Source organism: Microbacterium sp. JZ37, from assembly GCF_035188445.1.
GTDB lineage: Bacteria > Actinomycetota > Actinomycetes > Actinomycetales > Microbacteriaceae > Microbacterium > Microbacterium barkeri.
Genome location: NZ_CP045253.1, coordinates 2262220 through 2284404, shown reverse-complemented (window position 1 = coordinate 2284404; position 22185 = coordinate 2262220). Strand labels below are relative to the sequence as shown.

The window sequence follows — 22185 nt, the reverse complement described above, 5'->3', positions numbered from 1 at the left end:
GGGTCATGTCCGCTCTCGATGCGCTCCGCGGCCGCCTCTCCGGCCTCCTCCGCCTGCCCGACGATGCCGCCTTCGACGAGGCGCGCCGACCGTGGAACCTCTCCGTCGAGCAGCGGCCCGCGGCGGTCGCTGAGCCGGCCGGTGTCGACGACCTCGTCGCCCTCCTCGCCTTCGCGCGCGAGGAGGGCGTCGCGCTCGCCGTCCAGCCGTGCGGGCATGGCGCGGCCTCGGCTCTCGAGGGAGCAGTGCTCGTTCGGCCCCGTGCTTTCGATGCGCTCGAGATCGACCAGGAGGCCCGCATCGCGCGCATCGGCGCCGGCGTGGGGTGGGGTGCGGTCATCGACGCCCTCGACGGCACGGGACTGGTCGCGCCCGCCGGCACGAGCCGTGTCGTGAGCGCGACGGGCTACACCCTCGGCGGCGGACACTCGTGGTTCAGCCGATCGGCGGGCCTCGGGTCCGACGCGCTGCGCGCGGCCTGGATCGTCCGGCCCGACGGGACGCACGAGCGTGTGGATGACGCGAGCGACCCCGAGACCATGTGGGCGCTGCGCGGCGCGGGCGGCATCGCGGGGATCGTGACCGAGATCGAGATCGACCTCGTCGCGGCCCCCGTGCTCGTGGGCGGCAGCATCGTCTTCGACTCGGCGCACTCGGTCGACGCGCTGCGGGCCGTGCGCGACCTCGCCGCTGTCGCCCCGCTGTCGCTCAATCTCTTCGCGACGTCGATGCGCATGCCCGACGTTCCTCAGCTGCCCGAGGCGATCAGGGCGCGCAGCTTCCTCACGGTCGATGTGCTCGCGATCGACGAGGCCGCGGCGGAGTTCCTCGAGCCGATCCGCGCGGCGGCCCCCGTCGAGCGCGAGGACTTCGGTCACACGACACCGGCGCTCATGGCCTCCCGATCGGCGGAGCCCACCGATCCCACGCCCACACGCGGTGTGTCCTCCGCACTGCGGTCTCTCGACGACGCCCTGCTCGACGACCTCCTCACGTTCCGCGCGCTTCCCGAGCAGGCGCCCCTCGTCGGACTCGGGCTCCGCATGCTCGGCGGCGCACTCGACTCGCCACGCCGCGAGGGGTTCGCGTCCCTGTCCGACGCCGCATGGCTCGTGCACGGGCTCGCCCCGGTCGCGCCCGGTGCGCCGCGCGAGCCGGGTGACGCGAGCCTCGCTGGCCTGCGCGAGATCCTCGGTCGCGCGGACGAGGCGCCGCTCGTGCCGACGTTCCTCGCGCCCGAGGAGACGCTCGAGCGCGCGGGGACCCGCGCCGATCTCGATCGACTCCGCGCCATCCGCGAGCGCGTCGATCCCGACGCCGTCCTGCACGAGGGGCGCCTGCCGCGATGACGGCGGCGCGGCGGACCGAGGAGCGCGCCGGGTGACGACGCGCCTGCTTCTGCTCGCCGACACCCATGTGCCCGCGCGCGCCCGGCGGCTGCCGGATGACGTGTGGCGCGCGATCGACGCCGCCGAACGGCCCGGCCGCGCGAACGCAGCCGGGCCGTCGGGGACCTCGCGTCAGCTCGAGCGGTGCGCGCGGTAGTACGCGAGCAGCGCCTTCGTCGACGGGTCCTGGGCCTCGAGCGCGGCCTCGTCGCCCTCGATCGCGGGCGCGATCTGGAGGGCGAGCTGCTTGCCGAGCTCGACGCCCCACTGGTCGAAGGAGTTGATGCCCCACACGACGCCCTGCGTGAAGACGATGTGCTCGTACAGCGCGATCAGCTGGCCGAGCACCGCCGGCGTGAGGGCGGGAGCGAAGATCGACGTCGTCGGGCGGTTGCCCGCGAACGTGCGGGCCGCGACGAGCGGACCCGTCGTGCCCTCGGCCTCCACCTCATCCGCGGTCTTGCCGAACGCGAGCGCCTTCGTCTGCGCGAGGAAGTTCGCGAGGAACAGCCCGTGCACGTCCCGGCCGCCGTCCTGGAGGGGGTATGCGGGGTTCGCGAACGCGATGAAGTCGGCGGGGATGAGCCGCGTGCCCTGGTGGATCAGCTGATAGAACGCGTGCTGGCCGTTCGTGCCCGGCTCGCCCCAGAACACCTCGCCCGTGTCAGTCGTCACGGGCGTGCCGTCCCAGCGCACCGACTTGCCGTTGGACTCCATGGTGAGCTGCTGGAGGTAGGCCGCGAAGCGGTGCAGCTGCTGCGCGTAGGGGAGCACCGCGTGCGACTGGGCGCCGAGGAAGTTCGTGTACCAGACGTTGAGGAGCCCCATGAGCACGGGCACGTTGCGCGTGAGCGGCGTCGTGCGCACGTGCTCGTCCACCGCGTGGAATCCCTCGAGCAGCTCGCGGAAGACCGCCGGTCCGAGCACGATCGCGAGCGACGTGCCGATCGCCGAGTCCACCGAGTAGCGGCCGCCGACCCAGTCCCAGAACCCGAAGGCGTTCTCGGGGTCGATGCCGAAGTCGGCGACCTTGTCGAGGGCCGTCGACACGGCGACGAAGTGGTGCGCGACGGCGTCGGTGCGCGCCGCGTCGTCGTCGGCGATCGCGCCCTTGCCGGCGAGCTGCGACCACAGCCAGTCGCGTGCGAGGCGCGCGTTCGTGAGCGTCTCGAGCGTCGTGAACGTCTTCGATGCGACGATGAACAGGGTCGTCTCGGCGTCGAGGTCGGCGACCTTCTGCGCGAGGTCCGTGGGGTCGATGTTCGAGATGAAGCGCGCCTCGATGCCCGCGTCAGCGTAGGGCTTGAGCGCCTCGTAGACCATCACCGGCCCGAGGTCGGATCCGCCGATGCCGATGTTCACGACGTGCGTCACGCGCTTGCCGGTGACGCCCCGCCAGTCGCCGCCGCGCACGCGCTCCGCGAAGGCGGAGACCTTGTCGAGCACGGCGTGCACGTCGGCGTCGACATCCTGCCCGTCGACCGTGAGCGCGGGCGTCGCGCCGGCCGGGCGACGCAGCGCGGTGTGCAGGACCGCGCGGTCCTCGGTCGTGTTGATGTGCGTGCCCTCGAGCATCGCCGCGAAGCGCTCGGCGACGCCGGTCTGCTCGGCGAGTCGCACGAGCGAGGCGAGGATGTCGTCGGTCACGAGGTTCTTCGAGAGGTCCACGTGGAGGTCGGCGAGCGGAAGGCTGAGACGCTCGGCCCGATCGGGGTCGGCGGCGAACCAGCCGCGCAGGTCGGGGGAGAAGCTCGCGCGGTGCGCCTCGAGCTCCGCCCAGGCCGAGGTGGACGTGGGGTCGACGGGAGCGGTCATGCTGCAACCGTACCGAGTGCCGCCCTCACGCGCCCACCGGGCGTCATGTGAGGGCAGGCTCCGCATGTCAAGCCCGTGCCGCGGTCAGGGGCTGCGTCTAGCGTGAGCACCAGGCACCGAGAGCCGGAGGCGACCATGTCGATCAACGTCCGCGAGATCCGCTGCACCCCCGAGGAGATCTTCCGCGTCCTCGGCGACGGATGGCTCTACCCGGTCTGGGTCGTGGGGGCGTCGCGCATGCGCGAGGTCGACGACGACTGGCCGCGCCCCGGCGCCGAGCTCCACCACTCGGTGGGCAGCTGGCCGCTGCTCCTCGACGACACGACCGAGTGCGTCGAGTGGGATCCGCCGCGCCGGATGGTGCTGCAGGCGCGCGGATGGCCGATCGGCGAGGCGCGCGTGACGATCGAGGTCAAGCCGCGCGGCGCCGGATCGCTCGTGCGGATCTCGGAGGCGGCCGTCGAGGGTCCCGGGTCGCTCGTTCCCCGGTTCCTCGTCGATCCGCCGCTGCATGCGCGCAATGCCGAGACGCTGCGGCGTCTGGCGTTCCTCGCCGAGGGACACGCGGCCCGCGACCGTGCGGCGGGCTCCTGAGCGTCAGTCCGTCGGCGCGCCCGAGGCGATGCGCTCGCGCGGCATCGCGATCGCGGCCGCGAGCATGAGCGCCGCCGTGACGGCGACGCCGACGAAGACCCAGGTGGAGGCCGCGACGATCGTGTCGTAGTCGTGCTCGCCCTCGCCAGCGGCGATGATGCCGTTCGCGACGGCGCCGAAGATCGCGACGCCGACGGCGGAGCCCACCGAGCGCGAGAAGGCGTTGAGTCCCGTGACGACCCCGCGCTCGCCCCACCCGACCGACGCCTGCGCGGCGATCAGGGTCGGCGCGGCCGTCCAGCCGAGGCCGAAGCCGACGACGAACGCGGTGAGGGCGACGAGGAACGGGTTGGGCCAGGGCGCGACGGCCACGAGCCCGGCAGCGCCCGCGAGCGAGATCGCCGCGCCGATCACGGTCGTCGTGCGGAAGCCCCAGCGCAGGTACAGGCGCCCCGAGTTCGACGCCGCGAGCGGCCATCCGAGCGTGAGCGCGGCCACCGCGAGCCCCGAGAGGAGCGGCACGGTGCCGATCGAGTTCTCGAGGTAGGTGGGCGCGAAGCTCGTGATGCCCGTCAGCAGCGCACCGACTGCGAGCGCCACGAGGGTGGTCGTGAGGATGAGCCGGCGCCGGAGCAGCGACAGGTCGATGATCGGCTCGGCTGCGCGCCGCTCGACGAGGGCGAACGCGACGAGGGCGACCCCGGCGATCGAGAAGGCCGCGATGCTCGGCGGAGCCGTCCATGCCCAGGCGCTCCCGCCCTCGAGGACCGCGAGGATGAGGGCGGACATCCCGATCGTCAGGAGCGCGGCTCCCGCGTAGTCGATGCGGTGACGGCGCCGCTCGACCTGCTCGTGATACGCGCGCACGAGCATCCAGCCCGCGGCGATGCAGAGCGGGATGTTGATGAGGAAGATGCCGCGCCACGACGCGAACTGAGAGAACACCCCGCCGAGGGCAGGGCCGAGGACCGATGAGACCGCCCAGACGCTCGCGATGTACCCCTGCACCTTCGCGCGCTCCTCGACCGTGTAGATGTCGCCGACGATCGTCATGGCCATGGGCGTCGCCGCGCCCGCGCCGAGACCCTGGACGAGGCGGAAGAGGATGAGCGACGTCATGCTCCAGGCGACGCCGCACAGAAGGGAGCCGACGAGGAACAGCCCGATGCCGATGAGGATGATGGGCTTGCGCCCGATCGTGTCCGAGAGCTTCGAGTAGATCGGGACGCTCACGGCCTGCGCGAGCAGGTAGACCGAGAACAGCCACGGGAACTGGTCGAACTGCCCGAGATCGGCCACGACGCTCGGGACGGCCGTCGCGAGGATGGTCGCGTCGATCGCGATGAGCCCCGTCGCCAGCATGAGCGCTCCGAGCACGGGCCCGCGCTCGGATCGAAGGCCGACGGTCCTGCTGCGACTGCTCGTGGTGCTCACCTCACATCCCAAGTCGCGGGGCGCCCCGGGCATTCCCGATCAGGCGAGACGTCGGACGAGGGTCCAGACGTTCCCGTGGTCGACATGGTGATCGAGCACGTCGAGCGCTTCTCGGGCGAGCGCGAGACCGCGCCCCGATTCCGCTTCGGGGCCGGGCATCGACACGTCCGCCCACGCGATGTCGACCGGCCACGCCGTGTCGCGGATGATCGCGGTGAGCGCGGTCCGCCCCACCTCCAGGTCGGCCGTGACACGGACCTCCGCGTCGTCGGGGGCGTGCGTCACGACGTTGGTCGCGATCTCGGACACCGCGAGCCCGAAGAGCATCCGGTCCGCGTCGGCGACGTCGGCCCGGGACCAGATCCTCTCCAGCGCGTCGAGCACGGCGTCGACGAAGGCGATCTCCGCGCGTCCCTCGACACGGGCACGCAGGACCGGCTCGTCACCGTCCATCGAACGCGGTCTCCGGCGACGCGTGCTCGCGCAGCACGCGATCGAGGTTCGTCAGGCGCATCACCGTCCGCACGGCATCCGGGACGGCGGCGATGCGCAGGTCCCCACCCGCGACCCGCGCGGTCTTGAGACCGCCGATGAGGGCGCCGAGACCCGACGAGTCCACGAACTCGGTGCCGCCGAGGTCCACGACGATCCGCGTGCGGCCGGCCTCGACGAGCTCCTTCACGGCGTCGCGCAGACGCGGTGCGCCCGACGCGGTGAGGCGTCCGGTGATCGCGATGACGGAGAACCCGTCGCGGTGAGCGCTCGTGAGGTTCATGCGGTTGCCTCTCTGTCGGCGGCCGCCGGCCCTCGATAGCGGGCGGCCTGGATGATCACGCTGAGGACGACGACGTCGTAGGCGACCCACAGGGTGTTCACGAGGGTCCCCGTGCCGTCCGCGGTTCCGACCGCGACGCGGACGACGCCGATCAGGAGCGACGCGACGAGCACCGCCATGGCGGTGAGCTGCGGCCAGATCTCGCGCCACGGCACTCCTCCGGGTGCCCGCCCGTCCTTCCTGGTCACCGCGAAGCCGAGGGGGCGGCCCAGCACGACGTTGGCGAAGGCCGTCCAGCACGCCCGGATCCAGACCGGGAAGAGCGCGAGCGAGTACTGCTGCCCGCGCCACGTGCGCACGCCCTTGGCGACGACGAGGAACAGCAGCTGGTTCACCGCGAAGGCGGGGAGGAAGCGCGCGAAGAAGTCGACGGACCACGCCGTGACCGGCATGACGCCGAAGACGAGGTAGAACACGGGAGCGGCGAGGTACACGATCGCGGCGAAGCCCGACAGGTACGTCCACATCGTCGCGAAGTACATGAGCCGCTGGCCGGCGGAGAGCCCGCGCTTCACGAGCGGGTTGTCGCGCAGCATCACCTGAAGCGTGCCCTGCGCCCACCGCAGGCGCTGCGTGAGCATCGTGCGGAGGTCCTCCGGGGCGAGTCCGCGGGCGAGGATCTCGTGGTGGTAGACGCTGCGCCACCCGAGGGCGTGCAGCTGCATCGCGGTGGCCATGTCCTCGGTGACCGAGATCGTCGCGAGCGGCAGGAGCGGCTGGGCCTCACCCGGCCGGTCCACGCGCAGCGCGTCGAGCAGCGATCGGACGGCCTCGATCGCGCCGAGCGGGGAGAGGTCGCGGGCCGCCAGCTCGTCGAGCGCGACCTCGTCGACGACCATGACGTCGAGCTGCGCGTCGTGCGCGATCGGCAGCTCGCCGATCTCCTCGAGGTCGGCGCGGATGGCGGCCAGGTCGTTCTCGACGAGACGCCGACCTGCGTCGTCGACGCGCGCGCGCACGCGGTACGTCGTGTCGGCCACCGGCTCGCCCGCGGCGATCTCGGCGCGTGCGGCTGCGACCTCGGCGCGCAGGGCCATCAGCTCCTCGCGGAGCGCTCCGTCGGCGCGCTTCGCCTCGCGCCCGAGCAGCGACTCCGACGCGCGGAGCGCGCGCTGCGTCGATTCGGCGAGGTCGCGCACGTAGCCGACGATGCCGAGCTGCATGAGCGCCTCGCGGCGCAGCACCGCGTTCGACCCGCAGAAGAACGCGGCGTTCCAGCCGTCCTTGCCCTGCTGGATCGGGCCGTAGAACAGCGGCGCCTGGCTGCCGAGCGGGTCGGCCTCGTCGACGTTCGAGAACCACTGCGGCGTCTGGACGAGCGCGACTTCCGGATCGTCGGCGAAGTAGCCGAGCGTGCGGTGGAGGATCAGGGGATCCGGCACCTGGTCGGCGTCGAGGATGAGCAGGAACTCGCCGTCGGTCTGGAACAGGGCGTTGTTGAGGTTGCCCGCCTTGGCGTGGCGCGGTTTGCCGTCCCAGTCGTCCGAGCGCCGGATGTAGCCGATCCCGGCCTCGGCGGCGGCGAGCTCGAGATCCGCGCGTGCACCGTCGTCGAGGATCCAGGTCGAGTGGGGATAGGCGATCCGCTTCGCGGCCCGTGCGGTGCCCATCACGAGGTCGAGCGGCTCGTCGTACGTCGTGATGAGCACGTCGACCGTGCCCTGCGGCTCCGAGCGCGGGCCGGGGCGGTCCCGTGCGCGCCACATCGTGAGGCAGAAGAGGATCGTGTCGATGAGGCTGTACGTCTCGGCGAGCACGAGCGGCACGGCGATCCACCACGCCGACCAGTTGACGGACTCGAGCCAGCGCCAGGCGACGTAGTTCACGCCGAGGATCACCGACAGGACGGCGAGGATGCGGATCGCTGCGAAGCGCGCGCTCATGTGCGGACCATCCCGTCGTCGCTCGTGCCCATCCGCGCCATCCTATGGCCGCGGTGGATCCGAGCGGTCGGCGTTGACATCGGCCCCGCCGGCCGGTACGACGATCAGGCGCGTGGGCGCGACAGGACGGCGTTCGCGATCGCCGCGATGAGGACGAGGGCGGCCGCCGCGATCGGCAGCAGGAGCGCAGCCGACGTGCCGAACGTCTCGGACACGGACCCGGTGAGGGCCGAGGCCATCGCCTGCCCGACGACGACGGCCGAGCCGACCATCGTCATGACCGTGGCAGAGCGGCCCTCAGGGCTGCGGGCCGCGGCGAGGCTGTACTGCGTCACGAGGGTCGGCCCGATGCCGATGCCGATGACCGCGAGCGAGCACGCCATGGCGCCAGGGCTCGCGGCGAGCAGGAGCGAGAGGGAGCCCGCGAGCAGCACCGAGGCGAACGCGATCCATCGTGCGGCGAGCGAGAACCGGGCCGGAAGATACGCGATGCCGAGCGCGAACAGGGCCGAGCCGATGCCCATCACGCCGTACATGAGCCCCGCCTCGTCGGCGCGGCCGCGGTCGGCCATGAACGAGGTCAGGGAAGTGAGCATCGAGCCGAAGAAGAGGCCCACGCCGAGCGTGCCTCCCACGACCACGAGGACGCGCGGCCGGAAGAGCTCGCGCACGTCGGAGGAGGGCGCCGCGCCGTCCTCGCGACCGGGGGCGACCAGGCGCCCCGTGGGATGCAGCGCGAAGGCGCCGACGAAGACCGCGGTCAGCGCGGCGGCGCCGACGAGCGGCGCCCACGGCGCGATCGCCGCAGCGAGCAGGCCCACGATGAAGGGGCCGATCACGAAAACGGTCTCGTCGGCCGCGGACTCGTACGCCATCGTCGACGAGAGGGTGCGCGGTGCGCGGTCGGGGGCCATCCGGTGCCGGATGAGCGTCACGAGCCGGGCGCGCGAGAGCGGCGCGACCTGGGGAGCCGTCGCGCCGATCCCGAAGGCCGCCGCGAGCACGAGTCCGTCGGGGGTGTCGCCGTAGACGACCGCGGCGAACAGCGCGAGCGCCGCCGCGTTCGCCGCCGCGAGCAGAAGGAGCACGCGGCGCTGCCCGAAGGCATCGGCGGCGGCGCCCAGCAGTGCGCCGAAGCACGCCGTGCCGAGTCCGACGGTCGCGGACGTGAGCCCGCCGAGCGCGAGCGAGCCCCGGACGGACACGACCGCCGTGAGCACGCCGACCACCATCATGGCGAACGGCAGCCGCGCCACGAGCGCGATGAGGAAGTAGGGGAGTCCTGCGATGCGCAGGAGGCTGCGGCTCTCTCGGACGTCGCTGATCGTCATGGGCACCTCCGGTCTGCGGGGTTCGGGTGCCGCCGCTGTCCGCCGGGGTCTCCGGCGGCCGGTAGATGCACTGCTCTCGGACGACGAGCGTCCGACAGGCTGACTCTACCGAGCCGACCTCGGCGTCAGCTGATCACGTCGTCGGAGGCGATCTCGCTCCACACCGTCATCATGTGCGACCGCGAGTGCCGTTCGGCGGCGTCGCGGTCGCCCTCGGCGATGGCCCGGGCCGTGAGCAGATGATCCTCGAGCGTGCCCTCAGCGGGGATGCCCGGAGTGAGGCCGAGCTTCGCGCGTCCGCTCAGCACCTCGTGGACCGGCGTCTCGAGCGCTGTAAGAAGCGGGTTCCCGGAGGCGGCGAGGAGCGTGCCGTGGAAGGCGAGGTCGGCAGCGAGGTACTCCTCCGAGTCGCCGTCGCCCGCCTGCCCGAGTGCGTTGAGCCGCTCGGCGAGACGCAGGAGCTCGGCGCGCTGAGCCGAGGTCGCGCGGGCGGCAGCGAGGCGCGCGGCCATGGGCTCGACCGTGACGCGCAGCTCCATGAGGGCCTCGAGCTGCTGCTGGCGGAAGCGGCCGCGCAGGTTCCACTGGATGAGGTGCGGATCGAAGGCGTCCCACTGCTCGCGGGGGAGGACGGTGATGCCGACCTTGCGGCGCGACGCGACCATGTGGATGCTCTCGAGCACGCGCACCGCCTCGCGGACGACCGTGCGGGAGGCGCCGTAGTCGCGCTCCAGCTGGGCGAGCGTGAAGACGGCTCCCGGCTGGGGGTCGCCCGATGCAATCCGGCTCCCGAGATCGTCGAGCACATCGCCGTGGACTCCGATGGCCATGTCGCTCCCTTGCTCGCGGTTACGTAGTATCTTATCGGTTGTTTAAGTAGTACCTTTGATGCACGGCGCGCGACAGTGCGCGCCCTCGATTTCAATGGAGAAACCATGGAAGACTGGACCCAGACGATGGGCACCGGGCCTCTGCTCGGCATCGCGGCCGTCGCCGTCGCGCTCATCCTCTTCCTCGTGATCAAGGTGAGGCTGCACGCCTTCCTCGTCCTCATCGTCGTCTCGCTGCTCACCGCGATCGCGACCGGCCTGCCGCTGAACGCGCTCGTCAACGAGGTGCTCGTGTCGAGCTTCGGCGGGACGCTCGGCTCCGTCGCCCTGCTCATCGGCCTCGGCGCGATCATCGGCCGCCTCATCGAGTCGTCGGGCGGAGCCCGCGTCATCGCGGAGAAGATGGTCGCCATCTTCGGCGAGAAGCGCGCAGCCTTCGCGCTCGGCCTCACCTCGCTCATCCTCGGCTTCCCGATCTTCTTCGACGCGGGCCTCATCGTCATGCTGCCGATCATCTTCGCGGTCGCGCGTCGCATCGGCGGCCGGAACCTCCTGCTCTACGGCTTCAGCGGGGCGGCGGCCTTCTCGGTCATGCACGTCTTCCTGCCCCCGCACCCGGGCCCTGTCGCCGCATCGGACTTCTTCGGCGCGAACCTCGGCGTCGTCATGCTGCTCGGCCTCGTCATCGCGTTCCCGGCCTGGTACCTCTCGGGCTACCTGTGGGGCAAGTTCGTCAACTCGCGCTACCCGATGATCGTCCCCGAGCTCTTCGGCGCGCAGGACGACGACCAGCCCGCGAACCCGCCGAAGGCGAGCACGGTCATCATGATCCTCCTGCTCCCGCTCGTGCTCATCTTCCTCAACACCGGACTCAGCACCCTGGCGACCGCGGGCGTCGTCGACGGCGACGCCGTGTGGGTCCAGGCGCTCATCCTCATCGGCACGTCGCCGGTCGCGCTTCTCATCACGGCCCTCGTCGCCCTGCTCGTCCTCGGCAAGTTCCGCGGCGAGAACGGCTCGGCGCTCGAGAAGCTCGTCGAGGGCACGCTCGGCACGGTGGCCTCGGTGATCCTCATCACGGGCGCCGGCGGCATGTTCGGCGGCGTCCTGCGCGCATCCGGCATCGGCGACGCCCTCTCCAGCACCCTCGCCGACCTCGGCATGCCCGTGATCTTCGCCGCGTACGTCATCGCCGTCGCGCTGCGCGTCGCGCAGGGCTCGGCGACGGTCGCCCTCGTCACGACCGCGGGCCTTCTCGCGCCGGCCGTCACGTCGGGCGGATACAGCGTCATCGACACGGCCGCCATCACGCTCGCCGCGGCGGCGGGCTCGGTGTTCGCCAGCCACGTGAACGACTCGGGCTTCTGGCTGGTCGGCCGGCTCATGGGCATGGACGTCAAGACCACCCTCAAGACCTGGACCGTGCAGCAGGCGATCGAGTCGGTCGTCGGCTTCGCGATCGTGCTCGTCATCTTCGCGATCTTCTGAGCATGGCGGGGATCTTCGACATCACGGGCCGGCTCGCGCTCGTCACCGGCTCCTCTCGCGGGCTCGGCGCCTCTCTCGCCCTCGCGCTCGCGGAGGCGGGCGCCGAGGTCGTCCTGCACGGACGCGACGCCGCGGCGCTCGCGTCCGCGCAGGACGCGATCGCCGAGGCGACCGGCCGCCGACCGCACGCGGCGACGTTCGACGTCACCGACGCCGAGGCCGTCGAGCGCGGCGTGGCCGACATCGTCGCCGCGCACGGCGTGCCCGACATCCTCGTGAACAACGCGGGCGTGCAACGGCGCGCTCCGTTCACCGAGTTCCCGGTCGCGGACTGGGATGCCGTCGTGAGCGCGAACCTCTCGAGCGTGTTCTACGTGTCGCGGTTCGTCACCCCCGGGATGGCCGAGCGCCGCTCCGGCAAGGTGATCAACATCGGATCGGTGCAGTCGCAGCTGGCACGGCAGACGATCGCGCCGTACTCGGCGTCGAAGGGCGGCGTCGCGATGCTCACGAAGGGGATGGCCGCCGACCTCGCGCGCTACGACGTGCAGGTCAACGCGATCTCGCCCGGGTACTTCGCGACCGAGATGAACCGGGCCCTCGTCGAGGACGAGGCGTTCAACTCCTGGCTCGTGAACCGGACGCCGGCGCAGCGCTGGGGGACTTCCGCGAGCTGTGGGGCACGCTGCTCTACCTCGCGTCCGATGCGTCGAGCTTCGTCTCGGGGCAGAACATCTTCGTCGACGGCGGCATGACCGCCGTCGTGTGAGCGAGAGGGAGAAGAGCATGCGCGCCGCATTCATCGACGGCAAGGAGCGGATCGAGGTCCGCGAGGCCCCGACGCCCGAGCCGGGGGAGGGCGAGGTGCGGATCCGCGTCGACAGCGTCGGCATCTGCGGCTCCGACCTGCACTACTACTTCGAGGGCGCGAACGGCGAGTACGTGGTGCGGGAGCCCCTCGTCCCCGGCCACGAGCTGTCGGGACGGGTCGATCTCGACCCGTCGGGCCGGCTCGCCCCCGGGACGCCGGTGACGGTCCATCCCGCGCGCTTCGGGACCCCGGAGCGCGGCATCGAGGACGACCCGCACCTGTGGCCGGGCGGGTCGTACCTCGGCAGCGCGTCGACGTGGCCGCACACCCAGGGCGGCATGAGCGAGCAGCTCGTCGTGCGGGCCGACATGATCCGCATCCTGCCCGACACGCTGCCCGTGCGCCGCGCCGTGCTCGCCGAGCCGCTGGGCGTCGCCCTGCACGCCGCCACGCGGGCCGGCGATCTCGCCGGCGCCCGGGTGCTCGTGTCGGGTGCCGGGCCGATCGGCCTGCTCGCGGTCGCCGCGGCCCGCGCACGCGGCGCCGCGCACATCACGGTGAGCGACGTGCTCGAGGCCCCGCTCGCGCGGGCCGAGGAGCTCGGCGCCGACGCGCTCGTTCGCGTGGGCGTCGAGGAGCTCCCGCAGAGCGCGTTCGACGTCGTCTTCGAGTGCTCGGGGGCGCCCGTCGCGATCTCGTCGGCCGGCACGGCGGTGCGCCGCAAGGGCGTCGTCGTGCAGGTCGGGATGGTCCCGAACGAGCCGCGGCCGGTGAACCTCGCGCCGTACATCTCGAAGGAGGTGCACCTCGTGGGCACCTTCCGGTTCCATGACGAGATCGACGAGGCCGTCGCGCTGCTGGCGGCCGACCCCGGCATCGAGAGGGTCGTCACGCATGCGCTTCCGCTCGCCGAGGTCGCCGAGGCCTTCCGGATCGCGCGCGATGCGCAGGTTTCCGGCAAGGTGGTCGTGACGCTGCAGAGCGACGCTGGCTGACGAGGAGGTCGGAGCATGACGAACCCGCGCGACATCGTGATCGGCGTCGACATGGGGACGACCGCCACGAAGGCGGTCGCCTACACGGTCGACGGCGAGCTCGTCGCCTCGGCCTCGCAGGGCTACCCGCTCGAGGAGCCGCATCCCGGTCACGCCGTCCAGGATCCCGAGCTCATCCTGGGCGCGGTCTACGCATCGGTGCGCGAGGTCGTCGCCGAGGTCGGCGCGGAGCGCGTCGCGGGGCTGTCGTTCTCCTCGGCGATGCACTCGCTGCTGGCGCTCGACGCGCAGCTGCAGCCGATCACGCCCGTCGTCACGTGGGCCGACACGCGCGCGGCGGTGCAGGCGGAGCGGCTGCGCGCGTCCGCGAGCGGGCTCGCGCTCCATCGGCGCACGGGAACGCCCATCCACCCCATGTCGCCGCTCACCAAGCTCATCTGGTTCCGCGAGCAGGAGCCGCGGATCCGCCAGCAGGCGGCCATCTGGGCGGGGATCAAGGACTGGGTGCTGCTGCGGATGTGCGGCGCGCTCGTCATCGACCACTCGCTCGCGTCGTGCTCGGGGCTCATGGACATCCACCGCCTCGACTGGGACGAGGAGGCGCTCTCGCTCGCGGGCATCCGCGCCGAGCAGCTCCCCGAGCTCGTCCCGACGACCACGGTGCTCGACGCGCTCACGGAGGAGGGGGCGTCCGCCACGGGCCTCCCGCTCGCGACCCCCGTGGTCGTCGGCGCAGGAGACGGCCCCCTCGCCAATCTCGGCGTGGGCGCCGTGCGGCCCGGGGTCGCCGCCTGCTCGATCGGCACGAGCGGGGCGCTGCGCGTCGCCGTCCGCCGTCCGGCGGTCGACCCTCGCGGCGGCGTCTTCTGCTACGCCCTCACGGAGGACCGCTGGGTCATCGGCGGGGCGATCAACAACGGCGGCGTGACCCTCGAGTGGGTGCGGTCCGAGATCGCCGGCGGTCACGAGCTGTCGACCGCCGAGCTGCTCGATGCGGCGGCGACCGTGCCGGCCGGCTCGGGCGGCCTGATCATGCTGCCCTACCTCCTCAGCGAGCGCGCACCGCACTGGAGCAGCATCGCGCGCGGCGCCTACATCGGGCTCACCCGCGCACATCGCACGGAGCACCTCGTGCGCGCGGCGGTCGAGGGCGTCGCCCTGCAGCTGGCCCTCGTCCTGCAGTCGATGCGCGCGGCCGACCTCGAGGTCGAGGAGATCCGCGCGACGGGCGGCGTCATGAAGCACCCGCTGTGGCAGCAGACCCTCGCGGATGCGTTCGGCGCTCCGGTCGGCCTGCTCGAGGGGCAGGAGGGCTCCAGCTACGGCGCAGCCCTCCTCGGCATGCAGGCGCTCGGGCTCATCGAATCGATCGACGTCGCGGCCGAGCGCCTGCCCGTGCACGAGACCATCCGCCCGCATCCCGGCGACGCCGCCGTCTACGGAGCGCTCCTGCCCGTCTTCGACGAGCTGTACGACGCCCTCCTGCCGACGTACACGCGGCTTCGGCGGCTCGCGCCCTCGCTTCCGATCGCGTTCTGAGGCGGATGGCCGGGGAGCGTCCCCGGGTGCTTCCGGCCGTTCACCTCGGCGTCGCCGCGCAGCCGCATGCGCGACACCGTCGTGCTCGCGCGGTTCGGTTCGCTGGCGGCATGAAGCGAATCCTCTCCCGGAGGCCCCAGCGCCTGGCCGCGGCCGCCGCGGCGGCCGCCGTGGCCGTCTCCCTCGTCCCCGCTCCCGCCCTGGCCGCGAACGAGAAGGGCGGCGCGCCCGTCGACGAGCCCACGCTCGTCGCGCGCGCGACCCTCTCCGCCGACCACCTCGAGGAGGGGCCGCCGTCGGGCGCCCTCGCGACCCCCGCGAACGGCCGCACGGGCCCGTGGGAGGGCCAGGTCATCCCCGGGTTCTCCGCCATGATCGACAACGGCGACGGCACGTTCTGGGCTCAGCCCGACAACGGGTTCGGCTCCAAGGCGAACTCCGCCGACTTCCTCCTGCGCAGCTACCTCGTCCGTCCCGACTGGGAGACGGCGGAGGGCGGCTCCGGCGAGATCGCGGTCGAGCGGTTCATCTCGTACAACGACCGCGACGACCTCCTGGACTTCCCGATCGTGAACGAGGGCACGGAGGAGCGGCTGCTGACGGGCGCCGACTTCGACATCGAGTCGGTCGTGCGCGCGAAGGACGGCACGTTCTGGGTCGGCGAGGAGTTCGGGCCGTTCCTGCTCCACTTCGACGCCGAGGGCACGCTCCTCGAGAAGCCCTACGCGCTCGAGGGCGCGAAGTCGCCGCAGAACCCCTACCTCTCGGCCGGAGAGACGCCGCGCGTGCGCTCGAGCCGCGGCTTCGAGGCGCTCGCGATCTCGACGAACGGCCACTACCTGTACCCGGTGGTCGAGGGCGCGTACGCCGACGACGCCGACCAGCGTCGCCGGGAGATCCTGGAGTTCGACATCCGCGCGGGCGCGTACACGGGGCGCACCTGGAGCTACCAGGCCGACCAGGAGGCCAACGTCATCGGCGACGCCTTCGCCGTCCGCGGCGGCGATCTGCTGCTCGTCGAGCGCGACGACTTCGAGGGCGAGCAGGCCGTGACCAAGCGCGTGTACCGCGTCGCCCTGGACAGCGTGGACGACGACGGATACGTCGAGAAGACCCTCGCGCTCGACGCGCTGCGCATCGCGAACCCGAGCGGGATCGGCGCGGGCGACGGCTACGGGACGGGCGAGGTCTTCTCCCTCCCCGTCCAGTCGTTCGAGACGGTCGTGCAGCTGCGCGGCGGCGACCTTCTCATCGGGAACGACAACAACTACCCCGGCAACGACGCGCGCGTACCGGGCACGCCCGACGACACCGAGTTCGCGGTCGTGTCGTTCGAGAAGACGCGACCGCAGGTCTCGGCGGTCGACGTCATCGGCCACCGCGGCGCGAGCGGGTACCGTCCCGAGCACACGCTCGCGGCGTACGAGACGGCCATCCTGCAGTGCGCCGACTACATCGAGCCGGATGTCGTGTCGACGAAGGACGGCGTCCTCGTGGCCCGGCATGAGAACGAGATCGGCGGGACGACCGACGTCGCCGCCCATCCGGAGTTCGCCGATCGCCGGACGACGAAGGTCATCGACGGCGTGAGCGTGACGGGCTGGTTCACGGAGGACTTCACGCTCGCCGAGCTGCGCACGCTGCGCGCCAAGGAGCGCGTTCCGCACGTCCGCCCTGGCAGCGCGGCCTATGACGGGCTGTACCTGATCCCCACCCTCGACGAGGTGATCGACCTCGCCCGCCACTCCACGACGTGCGACGGGGAGCCCGTCGGGATCGCGCCCGAGACGAAGCACCCCACCTACTTCGACGGGATCGGCCTCTCGCTCGAGGAGCCGCTCGTCGCGGCGCTCGAGGCCGACGGGATGAATCGCGCGGACGCGCCCGTCGTCATCCAGAGCTTCGAGACCGGCAACCTGCGCGATCTCGACGCGATGACGGATGTCCGGATCGCCCAGCTCGCGAACTCGTCGGGCGCACCGTTCGACCTGCGCGCCGCGGGCGACCCGCGCACGTACGCCGACCTCGTCACGCCCGAGGGGCTCGCGGAGATCGCGACGTACGCCGACATCCTCGGCGCCGAGAAGTCGGTCGTCATCCCGCGCGCGGCCGATGGCACGCTCGCCGAGCCGACCGCGGTCGTCGCCGACGCGCACGCCGCCGGACTCGAGGTGCACGGGTGGACGTTCCGGCTCGAGAACCAGTTCCTGCCCGCCGAGTTCCGGTCGAGCGCCGACCCGAATGCGGCCGGCGATCTCGCCGGGGAGCTGCGCGCGTTCGTCGATGCCGGCCTCGACGGCGTCTTCAGCGACCATCCCGACGTCGCCGTCGCGGCCGTGGCCGACGCGCGCTGACCGGCCGGCGCCATCCGCTCGGCCGCCGCGTGACACGCGGCGTCATCCGCCCGGCTCCCCTCTTCGCGCGGGGAGCCGGGCGGCCTACCATGTCGGGATGTCCTCCGGGAAGAAGAAGAGCAAGCGGGTCAAGCCGAAGAAGTCCTGCTGCAAGTCGAAGCCACGCTGCAAGCGGTGCCCCATCCGCCTGCTCGCCGAGGGCAGACTGGACCCAGCGGACGCGAAGAAGATCTTCGCGAAGGACCGCAACCGCAAGCAGGCGAAGAAGGCCAAGCTCGCACTCCCCGAGGGCTGAGGAGGCGAGTCGGGCCGCAGGACACAGGGGGAAGCATGGCACTCGAGCGGATCGCGATCGTCTGGAACCCGTCGAAGACCGAGCGCGAGGTGCTCGAGACCGGGCTCGCCGCCGCGCTCGGCGATGACGAGCGGGAGATCTCGTGGTGGGAGACCACCGTCGAGGATCCCGGTCAGAAGGCGACGGAGGATGCGCTCGAGTGGGGCGCCGACGTGATCGTCGCGGCGGGCGGCGACGGCACGGTGCGCGCGGTCGCGGAGCGCCTCGCGGAGCCGGGCGCGGGCGCGGAGCTCGCGATCGTGCCCCTGGGAACCGGCAACCTGCTCGCGCGCAACCTCGACATCCCGCTCAACAACCCGCAGGCGGCGTTCGCTCGCGCGCTCGCCGACGAAGCGCGCGTGATCGACATCGGATGGATCGAGACGGCCGTCGACGGGGCGCCCACGCGGCAGGCCTTCGCCGTCATGGCCGGATTCGGCATCGACGCGCACATGATCGTGGAGACCGACGACGACCTCAAGAGCAAGGTCGGATGGCTCGCCTACGTGGAGTCCCTCGGGCGCGCGGTCAACGCGAGCGAGGTCATCGAGCTGCGGATCGCGGTCGACGGGGGAGAGGCCGTGACGGCGGCGGGGCACACCCTGATGGTCGGCAACTGCGGCATGCTGCAGGGCGGCATCACGCTCCTGCCCGACGCGGATCCGTCGGACGGCGAGCTCGACCTGCTGCTGCTGAGCGCGGAGGGCATCGCCGGCTGGCTGGACACCCTGCGCTCGTTCGTGTGGGACAACGGCATCCGCCGTCTCATGGGTGCGACCGACCGCGCCGAGAGCGGCGACACGGCGGCCCACGCGCGGGCGACGTCGGTCGCGGTCGAGCTGCCGGAGCCGCGCGTGCTCGAGGTCGACGGCGACGACCTCGGCGAGGTGACGCAGTTCACGGTCGAGATCCAGCCCGGCGCGCTGCGCGTGCGCTGACGTCGGGCGGTGCGCCTCCTCTGCAGCTTCGTCGGCGGCGCGGCCTGCTCTGAGCCTCCGAGCCGGGCCCGCCGCGTCGGCGACTATGCCTGCGGCAGGCGGATGGTCCCGGTCGCGGAGTGCTCCGTCGGCATGCGATCGCGCTGGTAGGTGATCGAGTCGTAGCCGTGGGGGGCGGGGTTGCCGTCCTCGCCGAGGTTCACGAAGACGATCTTCTCGATCGTGAGGATCGTCCGCCGCGTGATCATGTTGCGCACGACAGCGCGCATCGTGAGCGACGTGCGGCCGAAGTGCGTCGCGATGAGGCCCATCTCGATGAGATCGCCCTGCACAGCCGACGCCTCGAAGTTGATCTCCGAGATGAACTTCGTCACGACGCGGTAGTTGCCGAGCTGGATGATCGCGTAGATCGCGGCTTCCTCGTCGATCCACTTGAGCAGGCTCCCGCCGAACAGGGTGCCGTTCGCGTTGAGGTCCTCGGGGCGGACCCACTTGCGCGTGTGGAAGTTCATGCGGCCGTCGTCTGCGGAAGTGCTCATCGCGGCCAGCCTACGCGCGGGGCCGCTCCGCGGCGACGGCTCCGCGCCGTGAAAGCATGGACCGGTGAACAGCGCCAACCTCAGCCGTGAAGCAGCGGCCGCGCGATCCGCGGCCATCACCGTCCACGCCATCCGCGTCGAGCTCGATCTCACGGGAGCACCCGATCCGCAGCGCAGCGGCTTCCCGACGACGAGCGTCCTCGAATTCGACGCGACGGCCGAGGAGACGTGGATCGACTTCATCGGAGAGGCCGTCGAGTCCGTCGAGGTGAACGGCGTCGCGCACGATGTCGAGTGGGATGGCGCGCGCATCCGCGTCTCGGGCCTCGCCGACCGCAACACCGTGCGCATCGCGGCACGCGGCGCATACAGCCGATCGGGCGAGGGCCTGCACCGGTTCGTCGACCCCGTCGACGGCGAGACCTATCTGTACACGCAGTACGAGCCCGCCGATTCCCGCCGGGTGATGGCCTGCTTCGAGCAGCCCGACATGAAGGCGCGGTACACGTTCCGCGTCTCCGCGCCGCGCGGATGGCACGTGCTCTCGAATCAGAGCGCGGTCGCGTCGGAGGAGGCGGATGGCGCGCAGCACGTCGAATTCGCGCCGACTCTGCCGATCTCGAGCTACATCACGTCGGTCGCCGCGGGCCCCTACCACCGCGTCGACGGCGTCTGGCGCCGCGACGAGCAGGAGGTCGCGCTCGGCGTCCTCTGCCGCGGGTCGCTCGCGGAGCACCTCGACGCGGACGAGGTGCTCGAGGTCACGCGCCAGGGCCTCGACTTCTTCACGGACGCGTTCGCGTTCGCGTACCCGTGGGGCAAGTACGACCAGGTGTTCGTTCCCGAGTACAACCTCGGGGCGATGGAGAATCCCGGTCTCGTGACCTTCACGGAGGCCTACGTGTACCGCGGCGCGTCGACGGCGGCGCAGCACGAGGCGCGCGCCAACACGATCCTCCACGAGATGGCGCACATGTGGTTCGGCGATCTCGTCACGATGCGCTGGTGGGACGACCTCTGGCTCAAGGAGTCCTTCGCCGACTACATGGGCTCGCACGCGGCCGCCGCGGCGACCCGGTTCACAGACGCCTGGGTGACGTTCGCGAATCGACGCAAGGCGTGGGCGTATCAGCAGGACCAGCTGCCGACGACCCATCCGATCGTCGCCGACATCCCCGATCTCGAGGCAGCCAAGCTCAACTTCGACGGGATCACCTACGCGAAGGGCGCGTCGGTCCTCAAGCAGCTCGTCGCGTTCGTCGGCGAGGAGGCGTTCTTCGAGGGGGCCCGACGCTACTTCGCCGCGCACGCGTACGGGAACACGACGCTCGAGGATCTGCTCGCGCAGCTCGAGGCCGTGTCCGGCCGCGACGTCCGCGCGTGGTCGCGCGCGTGGCTCGAGACGACCGGCATGTCGACGATCTCGGTCGAGCGCGGGCAGGGCCTCACCGTCGTGCAGACCGATCCGCGTCCGCACCGGCTCTCGCTCGGCCTGTACGCGATCGACGCGGGCCGCCTCGTCCGCCGCGCATCGCTCGACCTCGACATCCGCGCGGAGCGCACGACCGTGGATCTCCCGGTCGCCCCCGACGTCGATCTGATCCTCCCGAACGACGGCGACCGCACGTACGCCAAGGTCCGCCTCGACGCGCGCTCGCTCGACGCCGTGCACGAGGCGCTCTCGACCATCGACGATGCGCTCGCGCGCGGGCTCGTGTGGTCGGCGCTCTGGAACGCGGCCCGCGACGGGGAGCTCCCCACGGGGCGCTACCTCGAGATCGTCCGGCGTCACGCACCGGCCGAGTCGAACGTCGCGCTGCTCGGCGGCGTGCTCGCGAACTCCGCCTACGCGGTCGGGCACTACACGCCGGAGTCGTCGCGCGCGGCCGAGCGCGCGGCCTGGCTCGAGACGACGTGGCAGGGGATGACCGCGGCGGCACCGGGGTCGGACGGCCAGCTCGCCTGGGCGCGTGCGGTCGCGTCGGCGGCGGCCTTCCACGACGGGCGCGCCGCCGACCTCCGTGCGATCCTCGCGGGCGAGCGGCCTGCGCCGGATGGCCTCGCTCTCGACCCCGACCTCCGCTGGGCGTGGCTCGCGGCGCTCGCCGCAACCGGGCATGCGACGTCTGCCGACGCCGACGCCGAGCTCGCGCGCGACGACACCGCGAGCGGCCGGACGGAGCACCTCCGGGTGCTCGCGTCGCGCCCTGACGCCGCGGTCCGCCGGGACGCGTGGAACGCCGCGTGGGAGGATCGGACGCTCACGAACGACCACCTCTCGGCGACCATCTCGGGCTTCCGCGCCGGCGGCCGGCGCGACCTCGTCGCCGATTTCGACGACGCCTACTTCGCGCGGATCCGCGCCGCGTGGGAGGAGCGCAGCATCGAGATCGCGGGGCGCCTCGTGCGCGGGCTGTTCCCCGAGGCCGATTCACTCGATCGCGTCGACGCGTGGCTCGCCGCGAACGGCGACGCCCCGGCCGCACTGCGCCGGATCGTCATCGAGGAGCGCGACCACCTCGCGCGCGCCCTGCGGGTCCGCGCGGCTCAGCCGGCCTGATCGCCGTCGTCCGCCTCGCGGCCGAGCATGCGCGCGTGCAGGGCGCGGATCTCGGCCGCGAGCTGGGGCGCGGGGCCGGCGACGCGGACGCCGGGCGCGACCGCCGTGATGGGCAGGGCGGCGACGGGGCCAGGGGGGACGCCCCACGCGCGATGCCACGCGTCCAGCTGCTCGGTGCTCGACGCGTACACGATGCGCCCGAGCCCGACCCACGCGTGCGCAGCGGCGCACATCGGGCAGTGCTCACCCGAGGTGTACACGGTGCACGTCCGCCGCTCGGCGGGCGACAGGTGCGCGGCTGCCCAGCGTGCGATCTCGAACTCCGGGTGTCGGGTGGCGTCGCCGTCCTTCACGCGGTTGCGGTCCTCGAAGCGCACGAGGCCCTCGGCGTCGACGAGGACGGAGCCGAACGGCTCATCCCCGTCGTCGAGGGCCTCGCGCGCGAGGTCGACGCAGCGGCGCAGATGCGCGAGATCGGTGTCGCTCAGGGTGGTGCTCATGCCGCGACGATAGCGCG

General features: G+C 72.1%; 18 protein-coding genes and 2 pseudogenes. 11 read left to right on the top strand and 9 right to left on the bottom strand.

The annotated features are described in order from the left end of the window. Window positions 1-5: 5 nt before the first annotated feature. Both GC092_RS10530 and GC092_RS10525 read left to right on the top strand, forming a co-directional pair. Window positions 6-1349: an FAD-binding oxidoreductase gene (locus GC092_RS10530; protein ID WP_324011827.1), complete on the top strand. Its 1344-nt coding sequence runs from the start codon at window positions 6-8 to the stop codon at window positions 1347-1349. Between the two features lie 31 nt (window positions 1350-1380). Then, a pseudogene (locus GC092_RS10525) lies at window positions 1381-1476 on the top strand (YfcE family phosphodiesterase); the annotation flags it as partial. A gap of 44 nt (window positions 1477-1520) precedes the next feature. Here GC092_RS10525 and pgi read toward each other — a convergent pair. Beyond that, a complete protein-coding gene (gene pgi / locus GC092_RS10520) occupies window positions 1521-3203 on the bottom strand; it encodes a glucose-6-phosphate isomerase (protein ID WP_282979182.1) in 1683 nt (560 codons plus the stop codon). A gap of 135 nt (window positions 3204-3338) precedes the next feature. Here pgi and GC092_RS10515 point away from each other — a divergent pair, with 135 nt between their 5' ends. After that, entirely contained in the window at window positions 3339-3797 is a 459-nt protein-coding gene (locus tag GC092_RS10515; protein ID WP_271173396.1) for an SRPBCC family protein, read from the top strand. 3 nt (window positions 3798-3800) lie between these two features. Here GC092_RS10515 and GC092_RS10510 read toward each other — a convergent pair whose 3' ends face one another. The 6 genes from GC092_RS10510 to GC092_RS10485 all read right to left on the bottom strand — a co-directional run bounded on the left by GC092_RS10510 (window position 3801) and on the right by GC092_RS10485 (window position 10110). Further along, window positions 3801-5264: an MFS transporter gene (locus GC092_RS10510; RefSeq protein WP_416383269.1), complete on the bottom strand. Its 1464-nt coding sequence runs from the start codon at window positions 5262-5264 to the stop codon at window positions 3801-3803. 6 nt (window positions 5265-5270) lie between these two features. Then, window positions 5271-5684 (bottom strand): ATP-binding protein, encoded by a 414-nt coding sequence (locus GC092_RS10505; RefSeq protein WP_324011826.1) that lies wholly within the window; start codon window positions 5682-5684, stop codon window positions 5271-5273. Next, window positions 5674-6006, bottom strand: coding sequence for an STAS domain-containing protein (locus GC092_RS10500; RefSeq protein ID WP_324011825.1), 333 nt, complete (start codon window positions 6004-6006; stop codon window positions 5674-5676). Before GC092_RS10500 ends, GC092_RS10505 begins: the two co-directional genes overlap by 11 nt. Then, window positions 6003-7949: a glycosyltransferase family 2 protein gene (locus GC092_RS10495; RefSeq protein WP_324011824.1), complete on the bottom strand. Its 1947-nt coding sequence runs from the start codon at window positions 7947-7949 to the stop codon at window positions 6003-6005. Before GC092_RS10495 ends, GC092_RS10500 begins: the two co-directional genes overlap by 4 nt. A gap of 104 nt (window positions 7950-8053) precedes the next feature. Next, on the bottom strand, window positions 8054-9280 hold the full coding sequence (locus GC092_RS10490) for an MFS transporter (protein WP_324011823.1): 1227 nt from the start codon (window positions 9278-9280) through the stop codon (window positions 8054-8056). A 125-nt stretch (window positions 9281-9405) separates the two neighbouring features. Then, complete coding sequence (locus GC092_RS10485; RefSeq protein ID WP_324011822.1) at window positions 9406-10110, bottom strand: FadR/GntR family transcriptional regulator; 705 nt, start codon at window positions 10108-10110, stop codon at window positions 9406-9408. A gap of 105 nt (window positions 10111-10215) precedes the next feature. On the opposite strand from GC092_RS10485, the gene GC092_RS10480 reads away from it, so the two are divergent. From GC092_RS10480 to GC092_RS10450, 7 genes and pseudogenes are all read left to right on the top strand, one after another. Next, window positions 10216-11598, top strand: a complete 1383-nt coding sequence (locus GC092_RS10480) for a GntP family permease (RefSeq protein WP_324011821.1) — start codon at window positions 10216-10218, stop codon at window positions 11596-11598. Window positions 11599-11600: 2 nt separating this feature from the next. Continuing rightward, window positions 11601-12367: pseudogene (locus GC092_RS10475) on the top strand (SDR family oxidoreductase). Between the two features lie 17 nt (window positions 12368-12384). After that, window positions 12385-13404, top strand: a complete 1020-nt coding sequence (locus GC092_RS10470) for a zinc-binding dehydrogenase (RefSeq protein WP_324011820.1) — start codon at window positions 12385-12387, stop codon at window positions 13402-13404. Between the two features lie 15 nt (window positions 13405-13419). Then, on the top strand, window positions 13420-14943 hold the full coding sequence (locus tag GC092_RS10465; protein WP_324011817.1) for a gluconokinase: 1524 nt from the start codon (window positions 13420-13422) through the stop codon (window positions 14941-14943). 110 nt (window positions 14944-15053) lie between these two features. Next, complete coding sequence (locus tag GC092_RS10460) at window positions 15054-17297, top strand: esterase-like activity of phytase family protein (protein ID WP_324011816.1); 2244 nt, start codon at window positions 15054-15056, stop codon at window positions 17295-17297. 97 nt (window positions 17298-17394) lie between these two features. Then, complete coding sequence (locus GC092_RS10455) at window positions 17395-17592, top strand: hypothetical protein (protein ID WP_271173316.1); 198 nt, start codon at window positions 17395-17397, stop codon at window positions 17590-17592. A 35-nt stretch (window positions 17593-17627) separates the two neighbouring features. After that, window positions 17628-18569 (top strand): diacylglycerol/lipid kinase family protein, encoded by a 942-nt coding sequence (locus tag GC092_RS10450; RefSeq protein ID WP_271173315.1) that lies wholly within the window; start codon window positions 17628-17630, stop codon window positions 18567-18569. Window positions 18570-18652: 83 nt separating this feature from the next. Here the strand turns inward: GC092_RS10450 and GC092_RS10445 are convergent, their stop codons facing one another. Then, window positions 18653-19108: an acyl-CoA thioesterase gene (locus tag GC092_RS10445; protein ID WP_271173313.1), complete on the bottom strand. Its 456-nt coding sequence runs from the start codon at window positions 19106-19108 to the stop codon at window positions 18653-18655. 64 nt (window positions 19109-19172) lie between these two features. Here GC092_RS10445 and pepN point away from each other — a divergent pair, with 64 nt between their 5' ends. Beyond that, complete coding sequence (gene pepN, locus GC092_RS10440; RefSeq protein ID WP_324011813.1) at window positions 19173-21668, top strand: aminopeptidase N; 2496 nt, start codon at window positions 19173-19175, stop codon at window positions 21666-21668. Here pepN and GC092_RS10435 read toward each other — a convergent pair. Continuing rightward, complete coding sequence (locus GC092_RS10435) at window positions 21656-22168, bottom strand: nucleoside deaminase (RefSeq protein WP_324011811.1); 513 nt, start codon at window positions 22166-22168, stop codon at window positions 21656-21658. The genes pepN and GC092_RS10435 overlap by 13 nt on opposite strands. Between the last annotated feature and the right edge of the window lie 17 nt (window positions 22169-22185).

What these genes read in the sequence shown, in the direction of transcription:
- GC092_RS10490 (WP_324011823.1), bottom strand. Translation starts at nt 9,280, where the DNA reads ATGACGATCAGCGACGTCCGAGAGAGCCGCAGCCTCCTGCGCATCGCA.
- GC092_RS10435 (WP_324011811.1), bottom strand. Translation starts at nt 22,168, where the DNA reads ATGAGCACCACCCTGAGCGACACCGATCTCGCGCATCTGCGCCGCTGC.
- GC092_RS10515 (WP_271173396.1), top strand. Translation starts at nt 3,339, where the DNA reads ATGTCGATCAACGTCCGCGAGATCCGCTGCACCCCCGAGGAGATCTTC.
- GC092_RS10505 (WP_324011826.1), bottom strand. Translation starts at nt 5,684, where the DNA reads ATGGACGGTGACGAGCCGGTCCTGCGTGCCCGTGTCGAGGGACGCGCG.
- GC092_RS10510 (WP_416383269.1), bottom strand. Translation starts at nt 5,264, where the DNA reads ATGCCCGGGGCGCCCCGCGACTTGGGATGTGAGGTGAGCACCACGAGC.
- pgi (WP_282979182.1), bottom strand. Translation starts at nt 3,203, where the DNA reads ATGACCGCTCCCGTCGACCCCACGTCCACCTCGGCCTGGGCGGAGCTC.
- GC092_RS10485 (WP_324011822.1), bottom strand. Translation starts at nt 10,110, where the DNA reads ATGGCCATCGGAGTCCACGGCGATGTGCTCGACGATCTCGGGAGCCGG.
- GC092_RS10480 (WP_324011821.1), top strand. Translation starts at nt 10,216, where the DNA reads ATGGAAGACTGGACCCAGACGATGGGCACCGGGCCTCTGCTCGGCATC.
- GC092_RS10445 (WP_271173313.1), bottom strand. Translation starts at nt 19,108, where the DNA reads ATGAGCACTTCCGCAGACGACGGCCGCATGAACTTCCACACGCGCAAG.
- GC092_RS10450 (WP_271173315.1), top strand. Translation starts at nt 17,628, where the DNA reads ATGGCACTCGAGCGGATCGCGATCGTCTGGAACCCGTCGAAGACCGAG.
- GC092_RS10470 (WP_324011820.1), top strand. Translation starts at nt 12,385, where the DNA reads ATGCGCGCCGCATTCATCGACGGCAAGGAGCGGATCGAGGTCCGCGAG.
- GC092_RS10455 (WP_271173316.1), top strand. Translation starts at nt 17,395, where the DNA reads ATGTCCTCCGGGAAGAAGAAGAGCAAGCGGGTCAAGCCGAAGAAGTCC.
- GC092_RS10500 (WP_324011825.1), bottom strand. Translation starts at nt 6,006, where the DNA reads ATGAACCTCACGAGCGCTCACCGCGACGGGTTCTCCGTCATCGCGATC.
- GC092_RS10465 (WP_324011817.1), top strand. Translation starts at nt 13,420, where the DNA reads ATGACGAACCCGCGCGACATCGTGATCGGCGTCGACATGGGGACGACC.
- GC092_RS10495 (WP_324011824.1), bottom strand. Translation starts at nt 7,949, where the DNA reads ATGAGCGCGCGCTTCGCAGCGATCCGCATCCTCGCCGTCCTGTCGGTG.
- GC092_RS10530 (WP_324011827.1), top strand. Translation starts at nt 6, where the DNA reads ATGTCCGCTCTCGATGCGCTCCGCGGCCGCCTCTCCGGCCTCCTCCGC.
- GC092_RS10460 (WP_324011816.1), top strand. Translation starts at nt 15,054, where the DNA reads ATGAAGCGAATCCTCTCCCGGAGGCCCCAGCGCCTGGCCGCGGCCGCC.